This is a genomic window from Neobacillus sp. Soil_C_43 (assembly GCF_057656715.1).
In genome coordinates this window covers 135,479-153,904 of the sequence record NZ_JBDGJV010000014.1, presented here as the reverse complement: position 1 = coordinate 153,904, position 18,426 = coordinate 135,479, and the positions used below count along the sequence as shown (strand labels likewise).

18 protein-coding genes are annotated in these 18,426 nt (G+C 37.8%); 6 read left to right on the top strand and 12 right to left on the bottom strand.

Features of this window, described 5'->3' with window-relative positions; genetic code table 11:
- Positions 1-106 precede the first annotated feature (106 nt).
- Positions 107-898, top strand: a complete 792-nt coding sequence (locus tag AC3A54_RS18250) for a TIGR00266 family protein (RefSeq protein ID WP_487655585.1) — start codon at positions 107-109, stop codon at positions 896-898.
- A gap of 255 nt (positions 899-1,153) precedes the next feature.
- Here AC3A54_RS18250 and AC3A54_RS18245 read toward each other — a convergent pair whose 3' ends face one another.
- The 8 genes from AC3A54_RS18245 to AC3A54_RS18210 form a co-directional block, all read right to left on the bottom strand.
- Positions 1,154-1,648 carry a DinB family protein gene (locus AC3A54_RS18245; RefSeq protein ID WP_487655584.1) on the bottom strand — a complete coding sequence of 165 codons (495 nt, stop codon included), beginning with the start codon at positions 1,646-1,648 and terminating at the stop codon, positions 1,154-1,156.
- 73 nt (positions 1,649-1,721) lie between these two features.
- On the bottom strand, positions 1,722-3,182 hold the full coding sequence (locus tag AC3A54_RS18240) for a DUF4153 domain-containing protein (protein WP_487655583.1): 1,461 nt from the start codon (positions 3,180-3,182) through the stop codon (positions 1,722-1,724).
- A 71-nt stretch (positions 3,183-3,253) separates the two neighbouring features.
- Complete coding sequence (locus AC3A54_RS18235) at positions 3,254-3,889, bottom strand: HAAS signaling domain-containing protein (RefSeq protein WP_487655582.1); 636 nt, start codon at positions 3,887-3,889, stop codon at positions 3,254-3,256.
- Positions 3,870-4,217: a PadR family transcriptional regulator gene (locus tag AC3A54_RS18230; protein ID WP_308079918.1), complete on the bottom strand. Its 348-nt coding sequence runs from the start codon at positions 4,215-4,217 to the stop codon at positions 3,870-3,872. Before AC3A54_RS18230 ends, AC3A54_RS18235 begins: the two co-directional genes overlap by 20 nt.
- A 112-nt stretch (positions 4,218-4,329) precedes the next feature.
- On the bottom strand, positions 4,330-4,503 hold the full coding sequence (locus tag AC3A54_RS18225; protein WP_487655581.1) for a hypothetical protein: 174 nt from the start codon (positions 4,501-4,503) through the stop codon (positions 4,330-4,332).
- 92 nt (positions 4,504-4,595) lie between these two features.
- Complete coding sequence (locus AC3A54_RS18220; RefSeq protein ID WP_487655580.1) at positions 4,596-6,038, bottom strand: amino acid permease; 1,443 nt, start codon at positions 6,036-6,038, stop codon at positions 4,596-4,598.
- Positions 6,039-6,256: 218 nt separating this feature from the next.
- Positions 6,257-7,522 (bottom strand): Glu/Leu/Phe/Val family dehydrogenase, encoded by a 1,266-nt coding sequence (locus tag AC3A54_RS18215; RefSeq protein ID WP_487655597.1) that lies wholly within the window; start codon positions 7,520-7,522, stop codon positions 6,257-6,259.
- 57 nt (positions 7,523-7,579) lie between these two features.
- Positions 7,580-8,782 (bottom strand): ornithine--oxo-acid transaminase, encoded by a 1,203-nt coding sequence (locus AC3A54_RS18210; protein ID WP_487655579.1) that lies wholly within the window; start codon positions 8,780-8,782, stop codon positions 7,580-7,582.
- A 211-nt stretch (positions 8,783-8,993) separates the two neighbouring features.
- Between AC3A54_RS18210 and AC3A54_RS18205 the strand changes: the two genes are divergently transcribed.
- Both AC3A54_RS18205 and AC3A54_RS18200 read left to right on the top strand, forming a co-directional pair.
- Positions 8,994-10,403 carry a sigma-54 interaction domain-containing protein gene (locus tag AC3A54_RS18205; RefSeq protein WP_487655578.1) on the top strand — a complete coding sequence of 470 codons (1,410 nt, stop codon included), beginning with the start codon at positions 8,994-8,996 and terminating at the stop codon, positions 10,401-10,403.
- Positions 10,404-10,463: 60 nt separating this feature from the next.
- A complete protein-coding gene (locus tag AC3A54_RS18200; RefSeq protein ID WP_487655577.1) occupies positions 10,464-10,673 on the top strand; it encodes a methionine aminopeptidase in 210 nt (69 codons plus the stop codon).
- Positions 10,674-10,771: 98 nt separating this feature from the next.
- Here the strand turns inward: AC3A54_RS18200 and AC3A54_RS18195 are convergent, their stop codons facing one another.
- Entirely contained in the window at positions 10,772-11,758 is a 987-nt protein-coding gene (locus tag AC3A54_RS18195) for a VanW family protein (protein WP_487655576.1), read from the bottom strand.
- Positions 11,759-12,052: 294 nt separating this feature from the next.
- Between AC3A54_RS18195 and AC3A54_RS18190 the strand changes: the two genes are divergently transcribed.
- Positions 12,053-13,219, top strand: a complete 1,167-nt coding sequence (locus AC3A54_RS18190; protein WP_487655575.1) for a polysaccharide deacetylase family protein — start codon at positions 12,053-12,055, stop codon at positions 13,217-13,219.
- A gap of 117 nt (positions 13,220-13,336) precedes the next feature.
- Positions 13,337-13,678 (top strand): hypothetical protein, encoded by a 342-nt coding sequence (locus AC3A54_RS18185; RefSeq protein ID WP_308079926.1) that lies wholly within the window; start codon positions 13,337-13,339, stop codon positions 13,676-13,678.
- 70 nt (positions 13,679-13,748) lie between these two features.
- Here the strand turns inward: AC3A54_RS18185 and aspA are convergent, their stop codons facing one another.
- Together aspA and AC3A54_RS18175 are read right to left on the bottom strand one after the other, a co-directional pair.
- Positions 13,749-15,173: an aspartate ammonia-lyase gene (aspA, locus tag AC3A54_RS18180; protein ID WP_308079927.1), complete on the bottom strand. Its 1,425-nt coding sequence runs from the start codon at positions 15,171-15,173 to the stop codon at positions 13,749-13,751.
- Positions 15,174-15,317: 144 nt separating this feature from the next.
- Positions 15,318-15,740, bottom strand: a complete 423-nt coding sequence (locus AC3A54_RS18175) for a MarR family winged helix-turn-helix transcriptional regulator (RefSeq protein WP_487655574.1) — start codon at positions 15,738-15,740, stop codon at positions 15,318-15,320.
- 427 nt (positions 15,741-16,167) lie between these two features.
- On the opposite strand from AC3A54_RS18175, the gene AC3A54_RS18170 reads away from it, so the two are divergent.
- Positions 16,168-17,400: an MFS transporter gene (locus tag AC3A54_RS18170; RefSeq protein WP_487655573.1), complete on the top strand. Its 1,233-nt coding sequence runs from the start codon at positions 16,168-16,170 to the stop codon at positions 17,398-17,400.
- Between the two features lie 47 nt (positions 17,401-17,447).
- Here AC3A54_RS18170 and AC3A54_RS18165 read toward each other — a convergent pair whose 3' ends face one another.
- Entirely contained in the window at positions 17,448-18,332 is an 885-nt protein-coding gene (locus tag AC3A54_RS18165) for a YitT family protein (RefSeq protein ID WP_335549118.1), read from the bottom strand.
- Positions 18,333-18,426: the final 94 nt, after the last annotated feature.

Sequence of the window (18,426 nt, the reverse complement as noted above, 5' to 3'; positions counted from 1 at the left end):
CTTTTTTATTTGTCCTATAAAGTCCTTCCCTTAAAATTAGCACTTTTTCCCTAATTTTTTTATAATAAATATGGACTTATATTTTATAAAAATTGGAGGGATATTGATGAATAACCATGAAATCGATTTTAAGATTTATGGAGATGATATGCAGTTTGTCGAGGTAGAGCTTGATCCTCAGGAAACAGTGGTTGCCGAGGCAGGAAGCTTTATGATGATGGAAGATGACATACATATGGAAACGATTTTTGGAGACGGTTCCAGCAGTGGTGGTAGCGGCCTGATGGGTAAACTTTTCAGTGCAGGTAAGCGCGTACTCACAGGAGAAAGTTTGTTCATGACTACCTTTACCAATACCGGCATGGGCAAGAAGCGAGTTTCATTTGCCTCCCCTTATCCTGGAAAAATCATTCCTATGGATTTAAGTGAGTATGGCGGGAAGATCATTTGTCAAAAGGATGCCTTCTTAGCGGCTGCAAAAGGTGTTCAAGTTGGTATCGAATTCCAACGTAAATTGGGTGTCGGCTTCTTCGGTGGCGAAGGCTTTATTATGCAAAAGCTTGAAGGCGACGGCATGGCATTTGTTCACGCGGGTGGAACAATTATTAAAAAGGACCTTCTTCCTGGCCAATCTTTAAGAGTGGATACAGGCTGCTTAGTGGCTATGACGAGCAATGTTAATTACGAAATTGAATTTGTAAAAGGTGTGAAAACGGCCCTGTTCGGCGGTGAAGGCTTATTCTTCGCCACATTACGCGGTCCTGGATCTGTGTGGATTCAATCGCTACCATTTAGCAGGCTAGCAAGCCGCGTATTTGCTGCCGCACCTTCTCGCGGTGGTTCAAAGGATGAAGGTAGTATCGCACGAGGAATTTTTGATATGTTTAATGGTGACTAATATTTATTTTGAGAAGCAGGACTCACGTTGTGGGTCATGCTTTTTTTTTGATTAATGGAGATTTGTAGAAATAGTAAGATTTTGTGTAGAAAAGTTGCAGAAGTGTGTAGATAAATCATAAAAGTGTGTAGATAAACAATGATTTTGTGTAGAAATATCTTAATTTCGTGTAGAATTCCTACATACATGCAAGCAGGACTCCCTCAATTAAAGCAAAAAACCAGGCCGAGGCCCGGTTTTTTGCTTTATTTAAGACTAACTTACACCCTGTTCCGTATTCCATGAACCTTGAAGTTTGCGAATCGTTACTATTTGACCAATATGATGAGCATTATGGAGAGTTACACATGTTAACGTTCCAATCCAGGGGTCATTAACACCTTCTTCAGGATTAACAGGTTGATCTAGTTTCTCTTCCTCACACTTACGAACAGTATTGTACCAGTCCGACATTACTAAATTAAATTTCCCCTCAACCTCAGGCCATTCTAAATCGCTCAAATTTCTAAAAGTAGAGTCATTATTTCCTTCCATCTTTTGAAGAGGCATCTCTTTAAATCGATGTAAATAACGTTCATTCCAAAAGATTAGATGGTTAACAATTTCCTTGATTGAGTTGCTATCTTCAGACCCCTTCCATGATGCCTGTTCTGATGTTAGGCCAGCGACAGCACTTTGAAAGGAAACAAACCAACCATTTTTGTTATGACAATATAAAAGTTGTTCGAGGATGACATCTTTTCGATTCATAGACAACTCTCCCTATGTTTTATATTTAATCATATTAAAAGCAGGATTGTTCATGCATCAAATTTTCCGTTTTCTATTCCATATCTAATTTTTTCAGTTTACTAAAAGCTTGCTCTCTTTTTAAATTATAGGATTGCCACGGAAGGTTAGTGGTGAGTGCTTCCCTCTTTCTATCCAGCAAGATGTTTCGTAAGCCAGGTATATCAGGATTTTCCTCATAAAGGGTGATTAATCCTTCCACCCCCGTGTATGATAACTGATTGAGATAATTTATATCAATTTTGCCACTTGTTTCGAAGCGGTTCATGTTTTCTTTTATTACGATTTTATCTAGGTCAATTACTGCTATTGCTGTGTAATAGATCATGGATGAAATAAAATAAAAGTGAAATAATGAAAGTTTTTCCACCCAAATTTTCACCAAGGAATAAGCAAAAATAATGACCAGAAAAATCATAAACGAATGGACAAGGACCCTGGTAAAAGTAAAGCCATACGCTTCCTCATACATGCCTAACCGTAGAAATGCTGAACTTAGCATCACTGAGCTTGAAAGAACAAGAATGGTAAGCAATACTTGCGTAAATCGCTTAATAAAAGAATTCGTCAGCTGAACAAACGTGATGACAATAATAGTAATTGATAAATTGATTAAGGTGACAAATAAAAGCTCAAAAAAGCCTTTTCTTGCATACTCCGCGTAAGTGTAGTTATCTTGTAGAGTGCCACTGAAGAAGTATTTAAACTGTACCAGCGTAAATAAAATATAAACAATATTTATGAGGACAAGTACTGTAATTGAAATAATTCCGTCCATTTGAAACTTCACCGTATTGTCTTGTTGTTTAAGCACCCTTATCTGCTTAATTAGCAGCACTTGCATAAAGCCAAAGAAACCAAATGTGGAGATAAGGATGACGATTAAACGAAACACCCCTTCTGCGTCCAACACATTGAACCAATCCGGAATCCCACCAATGATTCGTTCAAACTGCGTATCAGCAGACATGAGTAATCTCAATACAACCATTAAGACAGGTATCGAGATGGCAACCCCGATTAATATTTTTTTCCATACTAACCACTTGTCGCCACCCACACCATGTTTTAGTCCTTCTCCTAAAACCGAACTGAATTTTAAGTTATATTTAAACATATCAAAGAGCCTTGAAAATATTAGAGTGATAAATGCAGGCTGGTTCCATTTGAAATTTTTTGGGCTTGTTATTAATACTAAATGAGAAATAACCAATCCTGGTATAACAACGATATTCAACGCTTTGAAAAGCTGGTTATCATTGAGTAAATAACTGGCTGATAGAAGCCATATACAACAAACAATCAAGTATCCTAATCGCTGATGTGAAAACGGAAAGCTGCGATATTTCCAAAAGAAGACGAAGTAGAATGACATAATGAATACAATATAGGAAATACCTACTTCACCTCGGAAAAATGCTTCTTCGGCTACGATCCCGAGCAATAAACATAACAATAAAAACAACCAATCTGATTTTCCAATCTTGATTTCCATGTAGCATCCCTCTTTTTATATAGATTTTCTATATATATAGTTTTACTAGGTATACAGGCAAAAAAAACTGCTCATATCGAAGCTTTTCTCCCCCACCGATATCCTAACCAGCTAATCGGGTAAAGAGTGATCGTAAAAATGATACAAGCAATAATAAATGTTTTTGTTAATAAAGGGGCAAACCATGCATGTGGTATGATGTGAAAAACTGTTAGAATCATCAACACTAAATTAGGAATGAGTGATAATAAGAACGTTTTTCTTAGAAGCGTTCGACCCCTTTGACCAAAACCCTTCCCGATTTCATATCCGAGCAGAGCCCAAAAGAACATGTACAGGAAGGCAATAATGATAGGAATAGAAGTTAAATGATCCCAAATTTTCGTTAACCATACCCATTCGAAAAGATTGTGAGCTAACGTTAATACGCTGCCTCCCCCAAAAAAAAGGATATTGAGTAGTATAAACAGCCATTTCATGTTACTTGGAGTAACGGATAGTTCATCCTTCCATAATTCAGCTATCTCCGAAGGACTCCCTAGCCTTGTTACAATATGATTTGTCAGCTCTTCTTCGTTCATATGGGATGATTCAATGAGAATTTCATCAATATGTGTCTCATATTCCAATAGGATACTTTTCTTATCTGTATGGTTTCCTAATCCCTCAGCAAGTTCTGCAAGAAACCTATTCTTCGGCCGTTCCATGCTTTGATCTCCCTATTACCTTGTTCATTACTTTAACAAAATCCTGCCACTCACGGGTTTTTTCGCTTAATAACTCTTTTCCTGCTTTAGTAATACGATAGTATTTCCGTGCAGGACCCTTTTCCTGCTCGACCCAATAACATTCAATGTACTCTTGCTTTTCAAGCTTATGAAGTGCTGGATACAAGGTACCTTCCTTAACACTCAGGCCATTATCACTACGCTGTTCAAGCTCTTTTACTAATTCATAGCCGTACATATCACGTTCGTTTAATAATTGAAGCAAGATAAGCGATGTGCTTCCTTTTACCAATTCACGGTTAAACATTTTTTCACCTACCTAGTTTTGTTAGGTACATAGAAATTCTACAACGTCATAAACTTTTTGTAAAGTAAGGAATGAAAAAAAGTGACGAATTCTTCATCGTCACTATTTCTGATTATTTCAATTTTGGATTGTTTTTTTGTCTCTCTATGAACTCATCGCGCTCTCCACCATCGGATAATTCCTCAGAAAATTCATGCCCAGTATCTTGACTTAATAATTCCCAAGGTTTAATTGTTTTTGGTGGCAGATTATTATTCGGTGCAGCTTGCTCATTCCATTTGCCCATTACATATCACCTCAATCATTATTATTTGATGTTTACAACACATTATCCAAAAATAAAAACGCTCGGAAAACTCCAAACGTTTTTGAAAGGTGTTAGATAACCATTTTTTTATTATCTTGAAGCTGTAATTCTTGCTCCCTAACCTCATCCTGCTCGCGGTTCTTTTTAATTTTTAAGTGATAGATTAAATAACATGCTGCTACAAATGGAACTCCTAAATAAAGGGCCAGCCTTTGTTCTGAATCAAACGCTAAACTACCTAATACAATACAGTTTAGGGTTAATGCGATAATCGGGAGTAAAGGGTAAAGTGGTGTTCTAAATTTTAGGTCCTCCACTTTCCCACCTTCACGGATATATTTTCTTCGGAAGGCAATCTGTGAAGCCGTAATAGAGATCCACCCAACCTGGGCACCTAAGCCTGCAACCGAAAGCAGCCAAACAAAGACTGTTTCCTCCGCAAAAAATCCTGAAAGTAATGATAATAAAGCAATACCTATCGTCAAGACTAGTGCATTTAAAGGAACCCCTTGTTTATTAACTTTTGCAAGGGCAGGGCTTGTCATTTTTTCTTTTGACATGGCATATAACATCCTTGTTGCGGCATATAGACCAGAGTTGGCAACAGAAAGTAATGCTGTAAGAATAACAAAGTTCATTAGGTCGGCCGCATAAGGAATACCAATACTATCAAAAACAACAACAAATGGACTCTCAACTACTCCTGCTTGTTTCATAGGAATTAAGCTTGATAAAACAAAAATAGCTAAAACAAAGAAAAATAGAGTACGCCAAACGGTTTGCTTAATGGATTTAGGAATCGTCTTTTCTGGCTCTTCACTCTCTCCTGCAGCAATACCTATTAATTCTGTACCTTGGAATGAAAAGTTAACCGCTATCATTGTGATTATTAGAGCAGTGAAACCATGCGGTAAAAGACCGTGAGCTGTAAAATTAGAGAAAAATGGCGCTGGTTTACCACCTTCCATGTCAATAAAACCAAAGGTTGCCGCTCCACCAAGTACAATAAAAGCTAAAATAGCAAAAATTTTGATGCTCGAGAACCAAAATTCAGTTTCTCCAAATGCTCGAGCAGAAAGTGCATTAAGCGAAAATAATACGATTGCAAATATCGCACACCAAATCCACACTGGAGAATCAGGAAACCATCTCTGCATTAGTTGCCCAGCAGATAATAACTCTAATGCGACCGTTACAGACCATCCTAACCAGTAAAGCCAACCAAGTGCAAACCCTGTTCCTGGTCCAATGAATTTTGTTGTGTAGGTTTGGAATGAGCCAGAAACAGGCATGGCTACGGATAATTCTCCTAAACAAAGCATGGTTAAGAACATGATGAACCCACCAACAATGTAAGAAAGAATAGCACCTGCAGGTCCTGCTTGGCTAATGGTGTAACCAGATCCCAAGAACAGACCTGAACCAATTACCCCACCCAAAGAAATCATAAATAAATGCCTAGTTTTCATTGTTCTTCTTAATTCATGTGTTGCATTGTTCTCGTTTAAGTTCATATACCTTCCCCCTTTATAGAATCCGCTTTCAATCTTTCCAATATTTTTACTATTCCAATCTTTATTACTTGCAATTTCTATGCCAAAATAACAAAGGCTATTTTTGAACATTTTTTGAACAAGTATGCAAAATATTTTTGCATTATATTAAAATAATTTGCACTTTACATGCAAAAATGCCCTTTCCACATAAATGGAAAGAGCATTTTTTTATCCTATTAAACCCAGCCTCGAAAACGAGAGGCCTCCGCTACTTTTTTAATACCCACCATATAAGCTGCTAAGCGCATATCCACATTATGTGTCTGTGCCGCTTTGTAAATATTTTCAAAGGATCCAACCATCACTTTAGTAAGTTTTTCACTTACCTCTTCTTCAGACCAGTAGTATCCTTGATTATTTTGCACCCATTCAAAATAAGAAACGGTAACACCACCTGCACTTGCTAAAATATCCGGAACTAGAAGCACTCCACGTTCTGTTAGAATATTTGTTGCTTCGAGCGTAGTCGGTCCATTCGCCGCTTCAACAACAATTGAAGCTTTGATATTAGCAGCATTTTGCGCCGTAATTTGATTTGAAATGGCCGCAGGAACAAGGATATCACATTCCAGTTCAAGAAGTTCTTTATTGGATATGGTGTTCTTAAATAATTGAGAGAAGGTGCCAAAGCTGTCTCTTCTATCTAATAGATTATTAATATCAAGCCCATTTGGATCGTACACGCCGCCATATACATCGGAAACAGCAACTACCTTTGCACCTGCATCATGCATGAATTTAGCTAGATAGCTACCTGCATTACCAAATCCTTGAATAACAACTCGTGCACCTATTAAGTCTATCCCTTTTTTCTTCACTGCTTCCTGAATACAAATCGTCACACCAGCTGCAGTCGCTGTTTCACGACCTTTCGAACCACCCAGCACCAGTGGTTTCCCAGTGATGAATCCTGGTGAGTCAAACTCGCGTAAACGGCTATATTCATCCATCATCCATGCCATGATTTGCGAATTAGTGTATACATCAGGGGCTGGAATATCTTTTGTCGGACCAACAATTTGACTGATTGCACGAACATATCCACGGCTCAATCTCTCAAGCTCTCTAAAAGACATTTTTCTCGGGTCACAAATAATTCCACCCTTACCTCCCCCATATGGCAGGTCGGTAATTCCACACTTTAAACTCATCCAAATAGATAACGCTTTTACTTCCTCTTCATCTACTTCAGGATGAAACCGAACGCCGCCTTTTGTCGGACCAACTGCATCATTATGCTGAGAGCGATAACCTGTGAAAATTTTAACGGAACCATCATCCATCCTTACTGGTATCCGCACAGTCAGTAAACGAATAGGATCTTTTAATAACTCAAACATTTCGTTTGTATATCCTAACTTATTAAGTGCTTTTTGAATGACCGTTTGGGTTGAATAAAATAAATTTAATGACTCTTGTTCTTTTTGCTGTTCCTTTGTCATTTCATTTACTAGCGTATTTGCAGGCATCTTTGCCACCCCTATTGTAATTAAATATTTTTATGATAATACCATTTTGATTTTCTCGATGGCCCAATCAATCTCTTCTTTTGTAATAATTAGTGGAGGGGCAAAGCGGATCACTGTATCATGTGTTTCTTTGCATAATAAGCCGGCTTCCTTTAAAGCCTCACAATAAGGTCTTGCGGCTTCAGTTAACTCAACCCCAATAAACAAACCTCTTCCTCGTATGTCTTTAATCATAGGGTTGGTGATTGTATTTAATTGTTCAAGAAAATACTTTCCTAATTCAAGTGAGCGTTCTGCTAATTTTTCTTCCTCAATTACATCTAGTGCAGCTAGTGAGACAGCGCATGCTAGTGGGTTTCCTCCGAAAGTAGATCCATGTGAGCCTGGATTAAATACGCCTAATACATCAGAATTAGCCACAACACAAGAAATTGGGAATACGCCGCCTCCAAGTGCTTTTCCTAAAATTAACATATCAGGATCTACTTCTTCCCAGTCACACGCAAACATCTTACCCGTCCGTGCCAAGCCCACTTGTATTTCGTCAGCGATGAATAAGACATTTTGCTCTTTACACAATTCAGAAGCTTGCTTTAAAAATCCTTCAGGAGGTAAAATGATGCCTGCCTCGCCTTGAATCGGCTCCATTAAGAATGCTGCTGTATTCGGAGTAATGGCTGCTTTTAGTGCTTCAATATCACCGTATGGGATTAATTTAATGCCTGGGAGCATTGGCCCAAAACCGCGTTTGTATTCAGGGTCAGACGACAATGAAACCGCACCCATTGTCCTTCCATGAAAATTCCCAGTGCACGCAATAATTTCTGCCTGATTTTCAGCAATACCTTTTACACCATAGCCCCAACGCCGTGCGGCTTTTAACGCTGTTTCAACTGCCTCGGCACCTGTGTTCATAGGAAGGGCCATATTTTTATTGGTTAGTTTACAAATCTTTTCGTACCAAGGTCCTAGCTGATCATTATGAAAGGCACGTGACGTGAGCGTTACTTTATCTGCTTGATCCTTTAAGGCTAGAATGATTTTTGGATGACGATGCCCTTGGTTCACCGCTGAATAGGCACTTAACATATCCATGTAACGATTTCCTTCTGGTCCTTCTACCCAAACACCTTCCGCTTTTGCAATTACAATCGGAAGTGGATGATAGTTATTGGCACCAAATTTATTTGTCTGCTCAATGATTTCGGTTGATTTATTTGTTACTACTGTCATTACAGTTTCCCCCTTTTATCTTCGTAAAACTATATTGCAAGTTTCGTGCCAACAATAATTTTGCATGTTGATACGGGTTTCTAAAAATATAATGCAAATTTTTTTTGCTTAACAATCTCTTTTTTTGCAAAAAACGCAAAATTATTTTGCGTTATCAAGTTTTTTTTGATTAAATAGGTGCATAAAGTATTAACAAGGGGTATGAACCATCATGGAAAAATCAAAGAATGATTTACTCTATTTAACACGAATGTATAAACGGATATTAGACGAAGTGGATGTTGGAGTTCATGCAGTTGACGAAACCGGAAAAACGATTATCTATAATAAAAAAATGATGCAAATGGAATCGATGGACATTCATGATGTAATGGATAAAAACCTCCTCGATGTCTTTATGTTTAAGGATGACCAATCTAGTACTCTTGTAAAAGCACTTCAGGAGAGGAAAGAAACAAGTAACGTAAAGCAAACTTATTTTAATAACAAGGGCCGAGAAGTTACTACAATCAACAATACTATTCCTATCTATTTAGATGAGAATCTTAAGGGTGCAGTTGAAATTGCAAAGGATGTTACTAAACTTGAACGGCTAATTAAAGGTAATTTGAATAGGGAGTCAACAAAATACACATTTGATTCCATTATAGGAACTAGTCCCGCTATTTTAGAGGTTAAGGAATCTGCTAAACGTGCGACTCGGACCTCTTCTTATGTATTGATTGTCGGTGATACAGGTACTGGGAAGGAACTTTTTGCTCAAAGTATACATAATGCCAGCGGGCGGTTATCTGCTCCATTTATTTCACAAAATTGTGCTGCACTGCCTGATAACTTAATTGAAAGTCTCCTTTTCGGTACAAAGCGGGGAGCATTCACGGGTGCAGTCGACACACCCGGATTATTTGAACAAGCTAATGGTGGAACCTTGTTGCTTGATGAAATTAATTCATTAAATTTAAATCTTCAGGCGAAATTACTCCGGGTTCTTCAGGAAAAAACAATAAGGAGAATTGGCGATACGAAGGATACACCGATCGATGTTAGAGTTATTGCGAATATGAATGAGGATCCGATTGATGCTATTGCCAATAACCGATTGAGAAAAGACTTATATTATCGGCTCGGTGTGGTAACAATCTTTGTTCCTCCATTAAAAGATCGAAAAGAGGATATTCCATTATTGGTCGCTCATTTTATTAATAAATATAATGAGCGCTTTCAAATGAATGTAAAAGGTTTATCGGAGGAAGTCCACTTGTCCTTCCTTGAATATGATTGGCACGGGAATGTTCGTGAGCTTGAGCATATTATTGAAGCAGCCATGAACATAATGATGGATGAGGAAGTTATTATGTACTCCCATTTACCTTACCAATATCGTAGCAAAATGCAATTGAAAGAGAGAATGATGCCATTATCCACTGTTGATACATTCCTAAAGGAAAATTCAGACGTAACTATACCTCTAAAAGACCAAATGGAGTTATTTGAAAAAACCTATATTGAGCATGTCCTAAAGAAAAATGATTTTAATATTTCAAGAGCAGCTAAGTCACTCGGATTGAGCCGTCAAAGCCTACAATACAGGATGAAGAAATTGAGTCTAGATAGTAAATAGTAATTTTTTTGCATAACATTTCCATTTTCTCATCATAATATAAAAAAAGATGAGGTGAAAATGATGGGACTTCTAAACTCATTTAATCAATGGAGAGAAACAAGGTATCAAAATCATGTAACCAGTATGAAAGATTTAGGCAAGTGTCCTGACTGTCAAGGTCGTGGTTATACTGTTTACCCTTATAATGAATATGCCTACTATAATTCGTTTGAATGTCCCGGCTGCCAAGGAAGCGGACATTATACAGATTGGGAAGAATTGAGATAGTTCCGTGGAAACATCAAATAGTATAAGTTGAATTCTGCTCATTAAAGATGCCCAGTATCATTCATACTGGGCATTTTTCAATAGTAGCTATAGTAGCTTTACATTCGTTTCTTTATCAGGTCTTGATACGCTTTTGAGGTCCTAACCTCTACGGTTAAGGATCCTTTTCTTACAATTGCCTTGAAGATTACTGGCGCACCTGTCGTATTTTTAAATCTAAAATCTTTACCTCCATAGGATACTGTCGCATCTCTCCCAGTTGGAACATACCCAACCTGTAGTGAATGATGGTGCTTTTCGATGTAACTAACACCTAGTTTGTCAATGGCATTAAATAAGGTGGATGAAGTTTGACAAATACCCCCACCTATACCATCAACCAATTTCCCTTCTAGAGCTTCGGGTGCCTTTTGAAACCCGTGCGCTGCGTCACTTGGGCCCACAGTCGTATTAAACGAGAAAGAGTCCCCCTCACCAAGAATAACATTATTAATGGCTTGTGCTGATAAAGCTATATTTTTCGTTCTTCCAACGACACCGCTATTAAAATGAGTAGTATAAGATGCGACTAAGACTTCCCCTAAATGGGCTGCATCTTCCACTTTATATCCACTTGCTGTCACATATAATGGCACTTCCACATTTCCACCTTTTACAGATGACTGAATCACTTTTTCTATCAATTCATCCTCATCTAATATGGTTTGTGGTGTCCCTTTTATTACCTGTCCCTTTACATCTAGCTTATCTAGAATCATTCTCTTATCATAACCAGGGGTTGTTTCCGTTCCCCTTGCTAATTCTCTAGCTATTTTTGAAATCTCTACTTTATACTTTTCAAGGTCAGTAGAAAAACCCAATTCCTTCGGATTAAAAGTTTTTATAGTTACTTTTGTTGTCGGATCAATGATACTTACAAAGACCGGCTTTTCCTCTTCCTTTTTCTTTTCCACTTTTTTCTCTATTTTTGTCTTCGGTTGTTGTTCAGAAGCCTTTGTCTCTTTAATCGGTTGATCTGTACAACCGGCCAATAGCACAAAATTCCCAGCCAATAAAATTGAAATAACCCTTGTGAGTTTTCCCATGTTCCCCCATCTTTTCCCCATTTATTTATTAAATCTAATTATTTCCTTTTCACCTACTATTTGACGTTTTTAGACTGGATTTGGTTTCAGATAGTATTCCATTTTTATTTTCATTTTCCTGCAATTAAGAGGAATGAAACCAATAGATTTTATTTTACCATTATCTAACTTTAATAAAATTACTTTTTCTAATAATAAAAATATGGAAATAAAAGGTTAGGTAACAAATAGGATAAATAAAGGGATTTTTACGGTTTCTTATGTCTTTTGCGGATTAAAAAGGGGGAATGTATCTTGTTAGATACCTTAATTCTTCTTGCCATCCTGCTATTGTCTTTGTTTCTTGTATTAGGGGTTGTATCTTATTTTAAACAGAATGGACTAAGGTGGCTTTACTTTATCCTCGCATCCATTTGCTTAGTTGGAATTATTTTTATGTTGTTTTATCATGATTGGAATTTGAATTTCCTTGCCTTTAACAACAAGGTGAAAGATGATTCTCCTAAAACAGAAATCCCAGCTGGGAATGATAAACAAAATGAAACTGATCCAGGAAAACAACAAACTCCTGTCAAGGACTCCCCTTCAGTAGACGAACCTGATGAAGAAAATCCAGATCAACCTAAACCCTCCACTCCTGTAATCATTAAAATTCCTGAAGATGAAATCATTGAATATACAGTAGTAAAAGGAGATACCCTTTGGTCCATTGCATCAAAAGCTAGTGTAACTGTAGAAAAAATCAAGAATTGGAACAATCTCTCATCCGATACTATCTATGTTGGCCAGGTTTTAAAATTGTATGGAAAGAATGTTGAACCGCCAAGAAATCAGCCTAATCAGGAACCTCCTCCAACTACTGGTCCTTCTGTCATGATTTATAATGGAAAAACAAACCAAAAGGAAATTGCATTAACATTTGATGCCGGGAGCGATGCAGCAGGTATCAGCATCCTTGATGTCTTAAAAAAGCATAACGTGAAGGCGACCTTCTTTTTAACAGGTAAATGGGTTGAGAAATATCCATCCTATGCTAAAAGAATCACCAATGAGGGGCATGAAATCGGAAACCACTCATACTCACACCCTGATGCTGTCAAAACTACAGCCAATGCATTTAAACAGGATATACTGAAAGCAGAACAAATAATTAAAAACACAACCGGCAAATCACCACGTCCATTTTTCCGGTTTCCTTATGGGTCTTTTAATACAGAAGCTCTAAAAATTGTTGGGGAAGCTGGTTATTCATATAGCGTTCAATGGTCTCTTGATACAATTGACTGGCAGCAACCTTCTACTGATGTAATTATTGAGCGAATTAAAGGTGGTGCAAGTAATGGTGATATCCTTCTCATGCATATTGGAGGAATTAATACACCAGCAGCAGTCGACCAAGTTATACCATGGTTAAAAACAAACGGATACCAACTTGTGCCATTAAGTGAAATTTTGAAATAGGTTCTAATTACACCCAACTAAGCCCCTGCTTCTTATGTTAATTGTCATAAAGCTGAATAATTTACCAGTTTTAAGGTAAGTTTAAACCTAGGAAAAATTTTTCTAGGGGTGCTAAAAATGTCCGTTTTTGTTTACCAAACGTTTATTATTAAACAAGATAAATTTAAAGAAGGAATCGATAATTTAAGAGAGATTAAAAAATTTAGAAACGAAAACTACAACCATAAGGTAGAGATTTTAACTCCTGTATCTGGGGAGGACTATACCTATGCCTTGCTTTCGACTTATGAAGGGTTAGCGGAAATGGAATTACAAAGTAAGAAAATGTTCGAGGACGAGGAATATTTAGAGCTTATTGGTCCTTTTTTTCTAGAGCATGTCGCTGAAGGCAGCATGTATACTCAAATTTATCGTTCATTAGGTGAGGTAAAAATGGCGAAAAAAGAAGAGAAAAAATAATTTGTTCAACAAAACAAACCCAAAGAGTTCCTTTGGGTTTGTTTTGTTGTTGTTACAATTCGAATGTTGATTAGTCTCGTTCTAAAAGTGCCGCCCCTGCAATCCCAGGCTTTGTCATTTCATAAATGTCTAAAATGAGATCCAGTTCCTCTTCCGTTAACACATCATGCTGTAAACAAAGTTCTCGAACTGATTTACCACTAATCGTCGCTTCCCTAGCAATACGAGCTGCGATTTCATATCCTAAATGAGGATTAACCGCCGTAATGATTCCTACACTCTTTTCTACATAATCTTTCATACGGGCTTCATTTGCTTCAATTCCCTTTAAACAATGTTCAGTAAAGGAAGCGAAACCATTATTCATGATACTGATGGATTGGAGCAAGTTAAACACTAAGACGGGTTCCATTACATTTAATTCGAGTTGTCCTGCTTCAGAAGCTAAGCAAATTGTATGATCATTCCCAATTACCTGGAAGGCAATTTGGTTAATCAGCTCTGGCATGACTGGATTTACCTTACCAGGCATGATTGATGATCCCGGTTGACGTGCTGGAAGAGAAATTTCTGCTAATCCTGCACGGGGACCCGAAGCCATTAAGCGAAGATCGTTTGCTATTTTCGACATATTCATCATACATACTTTTAATGCTGCTGACACCTCTGTATATGCATCCGTGTTTTGTGTAGCATCCACTAAATGTTCAGCATTAACCAATGGCAGTCCACTAATTTCTGCGAGTTGAATGACAACATCTTTAATGTATGCTGGATCAGCGTTTAAACCCGTCCCAACTGCTGTTGCCCCCATATTCACCTCATATAAATGAGCCCTTGATTGATGGATACGGTTTATATCTCTTTCCAATACTCTGCTATATGCCTCAAATTCTTGTCCGAGACGAATCGGAACTGCATCTTGAAGATGGGTCCGTCCCATTTTAATGACATTTTCAAACTGTTTGGCTTTTGTCTTGAAAACCTTGTTCATTTCTTTCATCGTTTCAAGTAACTTTTCAAGCATTCTTAGTGTAGCTATATGAATAGCGGTAGGGAAAACATCATTAGTCGATTGAGACATATTCACATGAGTGTTTGGACTTAAATGGTTATAAGCTCCCTTTTCATGTCCTAGTAACTCTAGTGCCCTATTGGCAATGACTTCATTTGCATTCATATTCATCGATGTACCTGCTCCCCCTTGGATTGGGTCCACGATAAATTGATCATTCCATTTGCCCTCAATTACTTCATCGGCTGCCTGACTAATAACCTCTCCTAGTCCACTATACAACCGTTTGGTATTCATATTTGCGATTGCAGCCGCCTTTTTAACCATCGCTAACGCTTTAATGAGTTCTTCTTGAATGCGATAGCCCGTTATAGGGAAATTTTCTACCGCCCTAAGTGTTTGAATCCCGTAATAAGCATCTGCTGGTATGTCTTTTTTCCCTAAGAAGTCTTGTTCTACTCTTTTTATGTCCGCTGTCATCTGTCTCCCACCCTTATAAAAAACGAATATATTACTATATCGATTACACCAAAATAATAACAGTAAGACCCTCTATTTGTCCCCCTTTTAGCTATTATTTCATTATTAAAAGTATTGAAAAAAGTCGAGACTTTTCATATAAGTTTATACGAAAGAGTGATTGAATTTTTTTAGTAACTGACCAAAGACTTTACGTTCCTCTTCTGACCAATCATTTATCACTTCTTCTAATCTCTCCAACCGTGCTTGCTTGTGCTCCTTATAAACCTTGGTTCCCAGTTCGGTAATTTGAAGTGAATAGGCCCTGCCGTCTAAAGGATCAGGTATACGATACAAATACCCCTTTTGCTCTAAAGCAGCTGCTTGTCTACTGATGGTGGAGATATCCAGCTGAAATTCACCTGCTAATACTTTCACACCTGCAGCGCCTCTATTAGCGATTCTTCTCAATAATAGATAGGCAGAGCGATCAAGAGTACCAAGTCTTTTATGACTTGAAATAGAGGTTGAACGACGAATTAAGATAGCCAATTCCAGTTCAATCATTTCCAAAGATTGTTCATTCATAACACTAACCCCACAATTAAACAAATTTCTTAATACTTAATGATAACACATTGAAATTTAATATATAATGAAGGACGACTATTCTCATCAGAAAACACTATTGACGTAGTGTAAAATAGTTGTATAATACAATCATGTACTTTCGTAATACAACTAATTGAAAAACTAGGAAACCAATTAGATATTAATTAAAGGCTGTGTTAAAGAACAATGTTGATTTTTACACCCTGTTGATTGGAGCGGAAGGCACGAAGACTCCTGTGGGAGTATGGTTCAGGGGAGACCCCGCAGGCGCATGCGCCGAGGAGGCTCGCCGAAACACCCACGAACCGCTCGTGCCTGGAGCGGAAATCAACAGGCTAGTTTAACAGAGCCTAATTAAAAATAAAGGTATAGGAGAAAGTAAATAAGAAAAGGAGAAATGTCCATGTCATCTTCAACACAATCTGTTACTAAAACACCCTCTGACAACACTAAAAAGGGAGGTTTATTAACCCAGCCAAAAGCCGTTTGGGCTGTTTTTTTTGCGAGTATTATTGCCTTTATGGGACTTGGTCTAGTGGACCCGATATTACCAGCAATAGCGGAGCAATTACATGCTTCCCATAGTCAAGTAACGTTGCTATTCACCAGTTATAATGCTGTTATGGCCGTGGCCATGCTTATTACTGGAATGATATCCTCAAGGCTGGGTATTAAATGGACATTACTAGCTGGTATTGTCATCATTGCTGTATTTTCAGCACTTGGAGGACTTTCAAATGGCATTTGGACACTCGTTGGACTTCGTGGAGGCTGGGGGCTTGGTAATGCCTTATTTGTGGCAACCGCTTTAGCTGCCATCGTTTCACTCTCAAATAGTGGAACAGCCAAAGCCATTATATTATACGAAGCAGCCATAGGACTTGGTATATCTGTAGGACCACTTCTTGGGGGCTGGTTGGGTGCTATGTCTTGGAGAGGTCCATTTCTAGGTGTTGCGTGCCTTATGGTTATCGCTTTCATTGGTTTAATGGTTTTAATGCCTACGGCCACAAAATCAACTAACGTACAAACAAAAACATCTTTATTAGATCCATTCCGTGCCTTAAAACACCGTTCCTTATTAATATTCGGTATTGCAGCCGCTTTATACAACTTTGGCTTCTTTACTTTATTAGCTTATGCTCCATTTGTTATGGGATTGGATGAACATGGATTAGGTTATGTTTTCCTCGGATGGGGTATATTATTGGCCGTTACTTCTGTATTCATGGCTCCTAAGCTTCAACAATGGTTTGGCACGATTAAGTCAATGTGTACTATGTTAACACTATTCGCCCTACTTCTTGTTGCAATGGGTGTCTGGACCTCTACACAATGGGTAGTCATTGGATCGGTTATTTTAGCAGGAGCATTTTTAGGAAATAACAATACGTTGATTACAACTGCAGTAATGAATGCAGCACCTGTTCAACGGTCAACTGCATCTGCAGCCTATAGCTTCCTTCGGTTTATTGGAGGCGCGATCGCTCCATTTACAGCTGGGAAACTAGCAGAACTTTATAATCCAAGTCTTCCGTTTTTAGTGGGAGCAGGATTTGTCTTTATTTCTGTGGTATTTATCTTATTAAATAAATCACATATTAACCACGTAGATGATGTCGAAATTGGTCATTAAAGAAAAAAATGGATCTCCGGATAACCCGGCAGATCCATTTTTAATTGTTAATGGATATCCCTTTTCTTGAAGCGTCCTCCACGAACTTCTGAGATATCAGCGATTGCTAAAAAGGCTGAAGGATCTATTTCCTCCACAATGGTGGTAAGTTTAGATTCTTCAAGTCTTGTAATGATACTAAAGATGACCTTTTTATTATCCCCTGTATAGGCTCCTTCTCCATTAAGATAGGTTACTCCCCGTCCTAAACGAGCATTTACCGCATTCCCTATCTCTTCTGCTTCATCACTAATAATCCATACAGATTTAGATTCTTCTAATCCTGCTACCACGGTATCTATAGCCTTCATAGCAATGACATAGGCTAAAAGGGAGTACATGGCACGATCCCAGGTAAAGACAAATCCAGCTGCAGCTAAAATGAACACATTTATGAACATAATAATTTGCCCTACAGAGAATGGCACTTTTTTGGTAATCACTAATGCAAGTATTTCTGTACCATCTAATGCTCCCCCATTGCGGATGACTAAACCTACACCAATACCTAAAATCATACCTCCAAAAACAGTTGCAAGAAGAATATCTTCCGTAAATGGTGGGATTGGATGAAAAAATGAAGTGAATATGGATAAAACAATAATTCCATATATGGTAGAAAACGCGAAGGTTTTCCCCAGTTGTTTATACCCTAAATAAACAAATGGCAAATTGAGAATGAATAGAAACAATCCTAATTTCCATCCAGAGATATGAGCAAGCATAATAGATATACCTGTTATCCCTCCGTCGATGACATGATTGGGAACCAAAAAGATTTCTAACCCGGTGGCCATGAGAATGGCACCAATTGTAATGGCTATTACTCGAAGAATCACTTTACTGAGGGGAAGTTTGCGGTGTTGGATATTAGTTTTAGTGATTTCTGTCATTTAGTCACACCCTTCTGTAATTTCGCTTTAATGTATTCATTCTTTAAAGCACTATACTTATTATAACATATTTCAGCAAAAAAATGAACCTTAG

Bases quoted from the DNA above. Each gene is read 5' to 3' on its own strand.
- AC3A54_RS18205 (WP_487655578.1), top strand. From the start codon at position 8,994: ATGGAAAAATCAAAGAATGATTTACTCTATTTAACACGAATGTATAAA.
- aspA (WP_308079927.1), bottom strand. From the start codon at position 15,173: ATGACAGCGGACATAAAAAGAGTAGAACAAGACTTCTTAGGGAAAAAA.
- AC3A54_RS18175 (WP_487655574.1), bottom strand. From the start codon at position 15,740: ATGAATGAACAATCTTTGGAAATGATTGAACTGGAATTGGCTATCTTA.
- AC3A54_RS18250 (WP_487655585.1), top strand. From the start codon at position 107: ATGAATAACCATGAAATCGATTTTAAGATTTATGGAGATGATATGCAG.
- AC3A54_RS18165 (WP_335549118.1), bottom strand. From the start codon at position 18,332: ATGACAGAAATCACTAAAACTAATATCCAACACCGCAAACTTCCCCTC.
- AC3A54_RS18185 (WP_308079926.1), top strand. From the start codon at position 13,337: ATGTCCGTTTTTGTTTACCAAACGTTTATTATTAAACAAGATAAATTT.
- AC3A54_RS18220 (WP_487655580.1), bottom strand. From the start codon at position 6,038: ATGAACTTAAACGAGAACAATGCAACACATGAATTAAGAAGAACAATG.
- AC3A54_RS18225 (WP_487655581.1), bottom strand. From the start codon at position 4,503: ATGGGCAAATGGAATGAGCAAGCTGCACCGAATAATAATCTGCCACCA.
- AC3A54_RS18170 (WP_487655573.1), top strand. From the start codon at position 16,168: ATGTCATCTTCAACACAATCTGTTACTAAAACACCCTCTGACAACACT.
- AC3A54_RS18230 (WP_308079918.1), bottom strand. From the start codon at position 4,217: ATGTTTAACCGTGAATTGGTAAAAGGAAGCACATCGCTTATCTTGCTT.
- AC3A54_RS18210 (WP_487655579.1), bottom strand. From the start codon at position 8,782: ATGACAGTAGTAACAAATAAATCAACCGAAATCATTGAGCAGACAAAT.
- AC3A54_RS18215 (WP_487655597.1), bottom strand. From the start codon at position 7,522: ATGACAAAGGAACAGCAAAAAGAACAAGAGTCATTAAATTTATTTTAT.
- AC3A54_RS18200 (WP_487655577.1), top strand. From the start codon at position 10,464: ATGATGGGACTTCTAAACTCATTTAATCAATGGAGAGAAACAAGGTAT.
- AC3A54_RS18235 (WP_487655582.1), bottom strand. From the start codon at position 3,889: ATGGAACGGCCGAAGAATAGGTTTCTTGCAGAACTTGCTGAGGGATTA.
- AC3A54_RS18245 (WP_487655584.1), bottom strand. From the start codon at position 1,648: ATGAATCGAAAAGATGTCATCCTCGAACAACTTTTATATTGTCATAAC.
- AC3A54_RS18195 (WP_487655576.1), bottom strand. From the start codon at position 11,758: ATGGGAAAACTCACAAGGGTTATTTCAATTTTATTGGCTGGGAATTTT.
- AC3A54_RS18240 (WP_487655583.1), bottom strand. From the start codon at position 3,182: ATGGAAATCAAGATTGGAAAATCAGATTGGTTGTTTTTATTGTTATGT.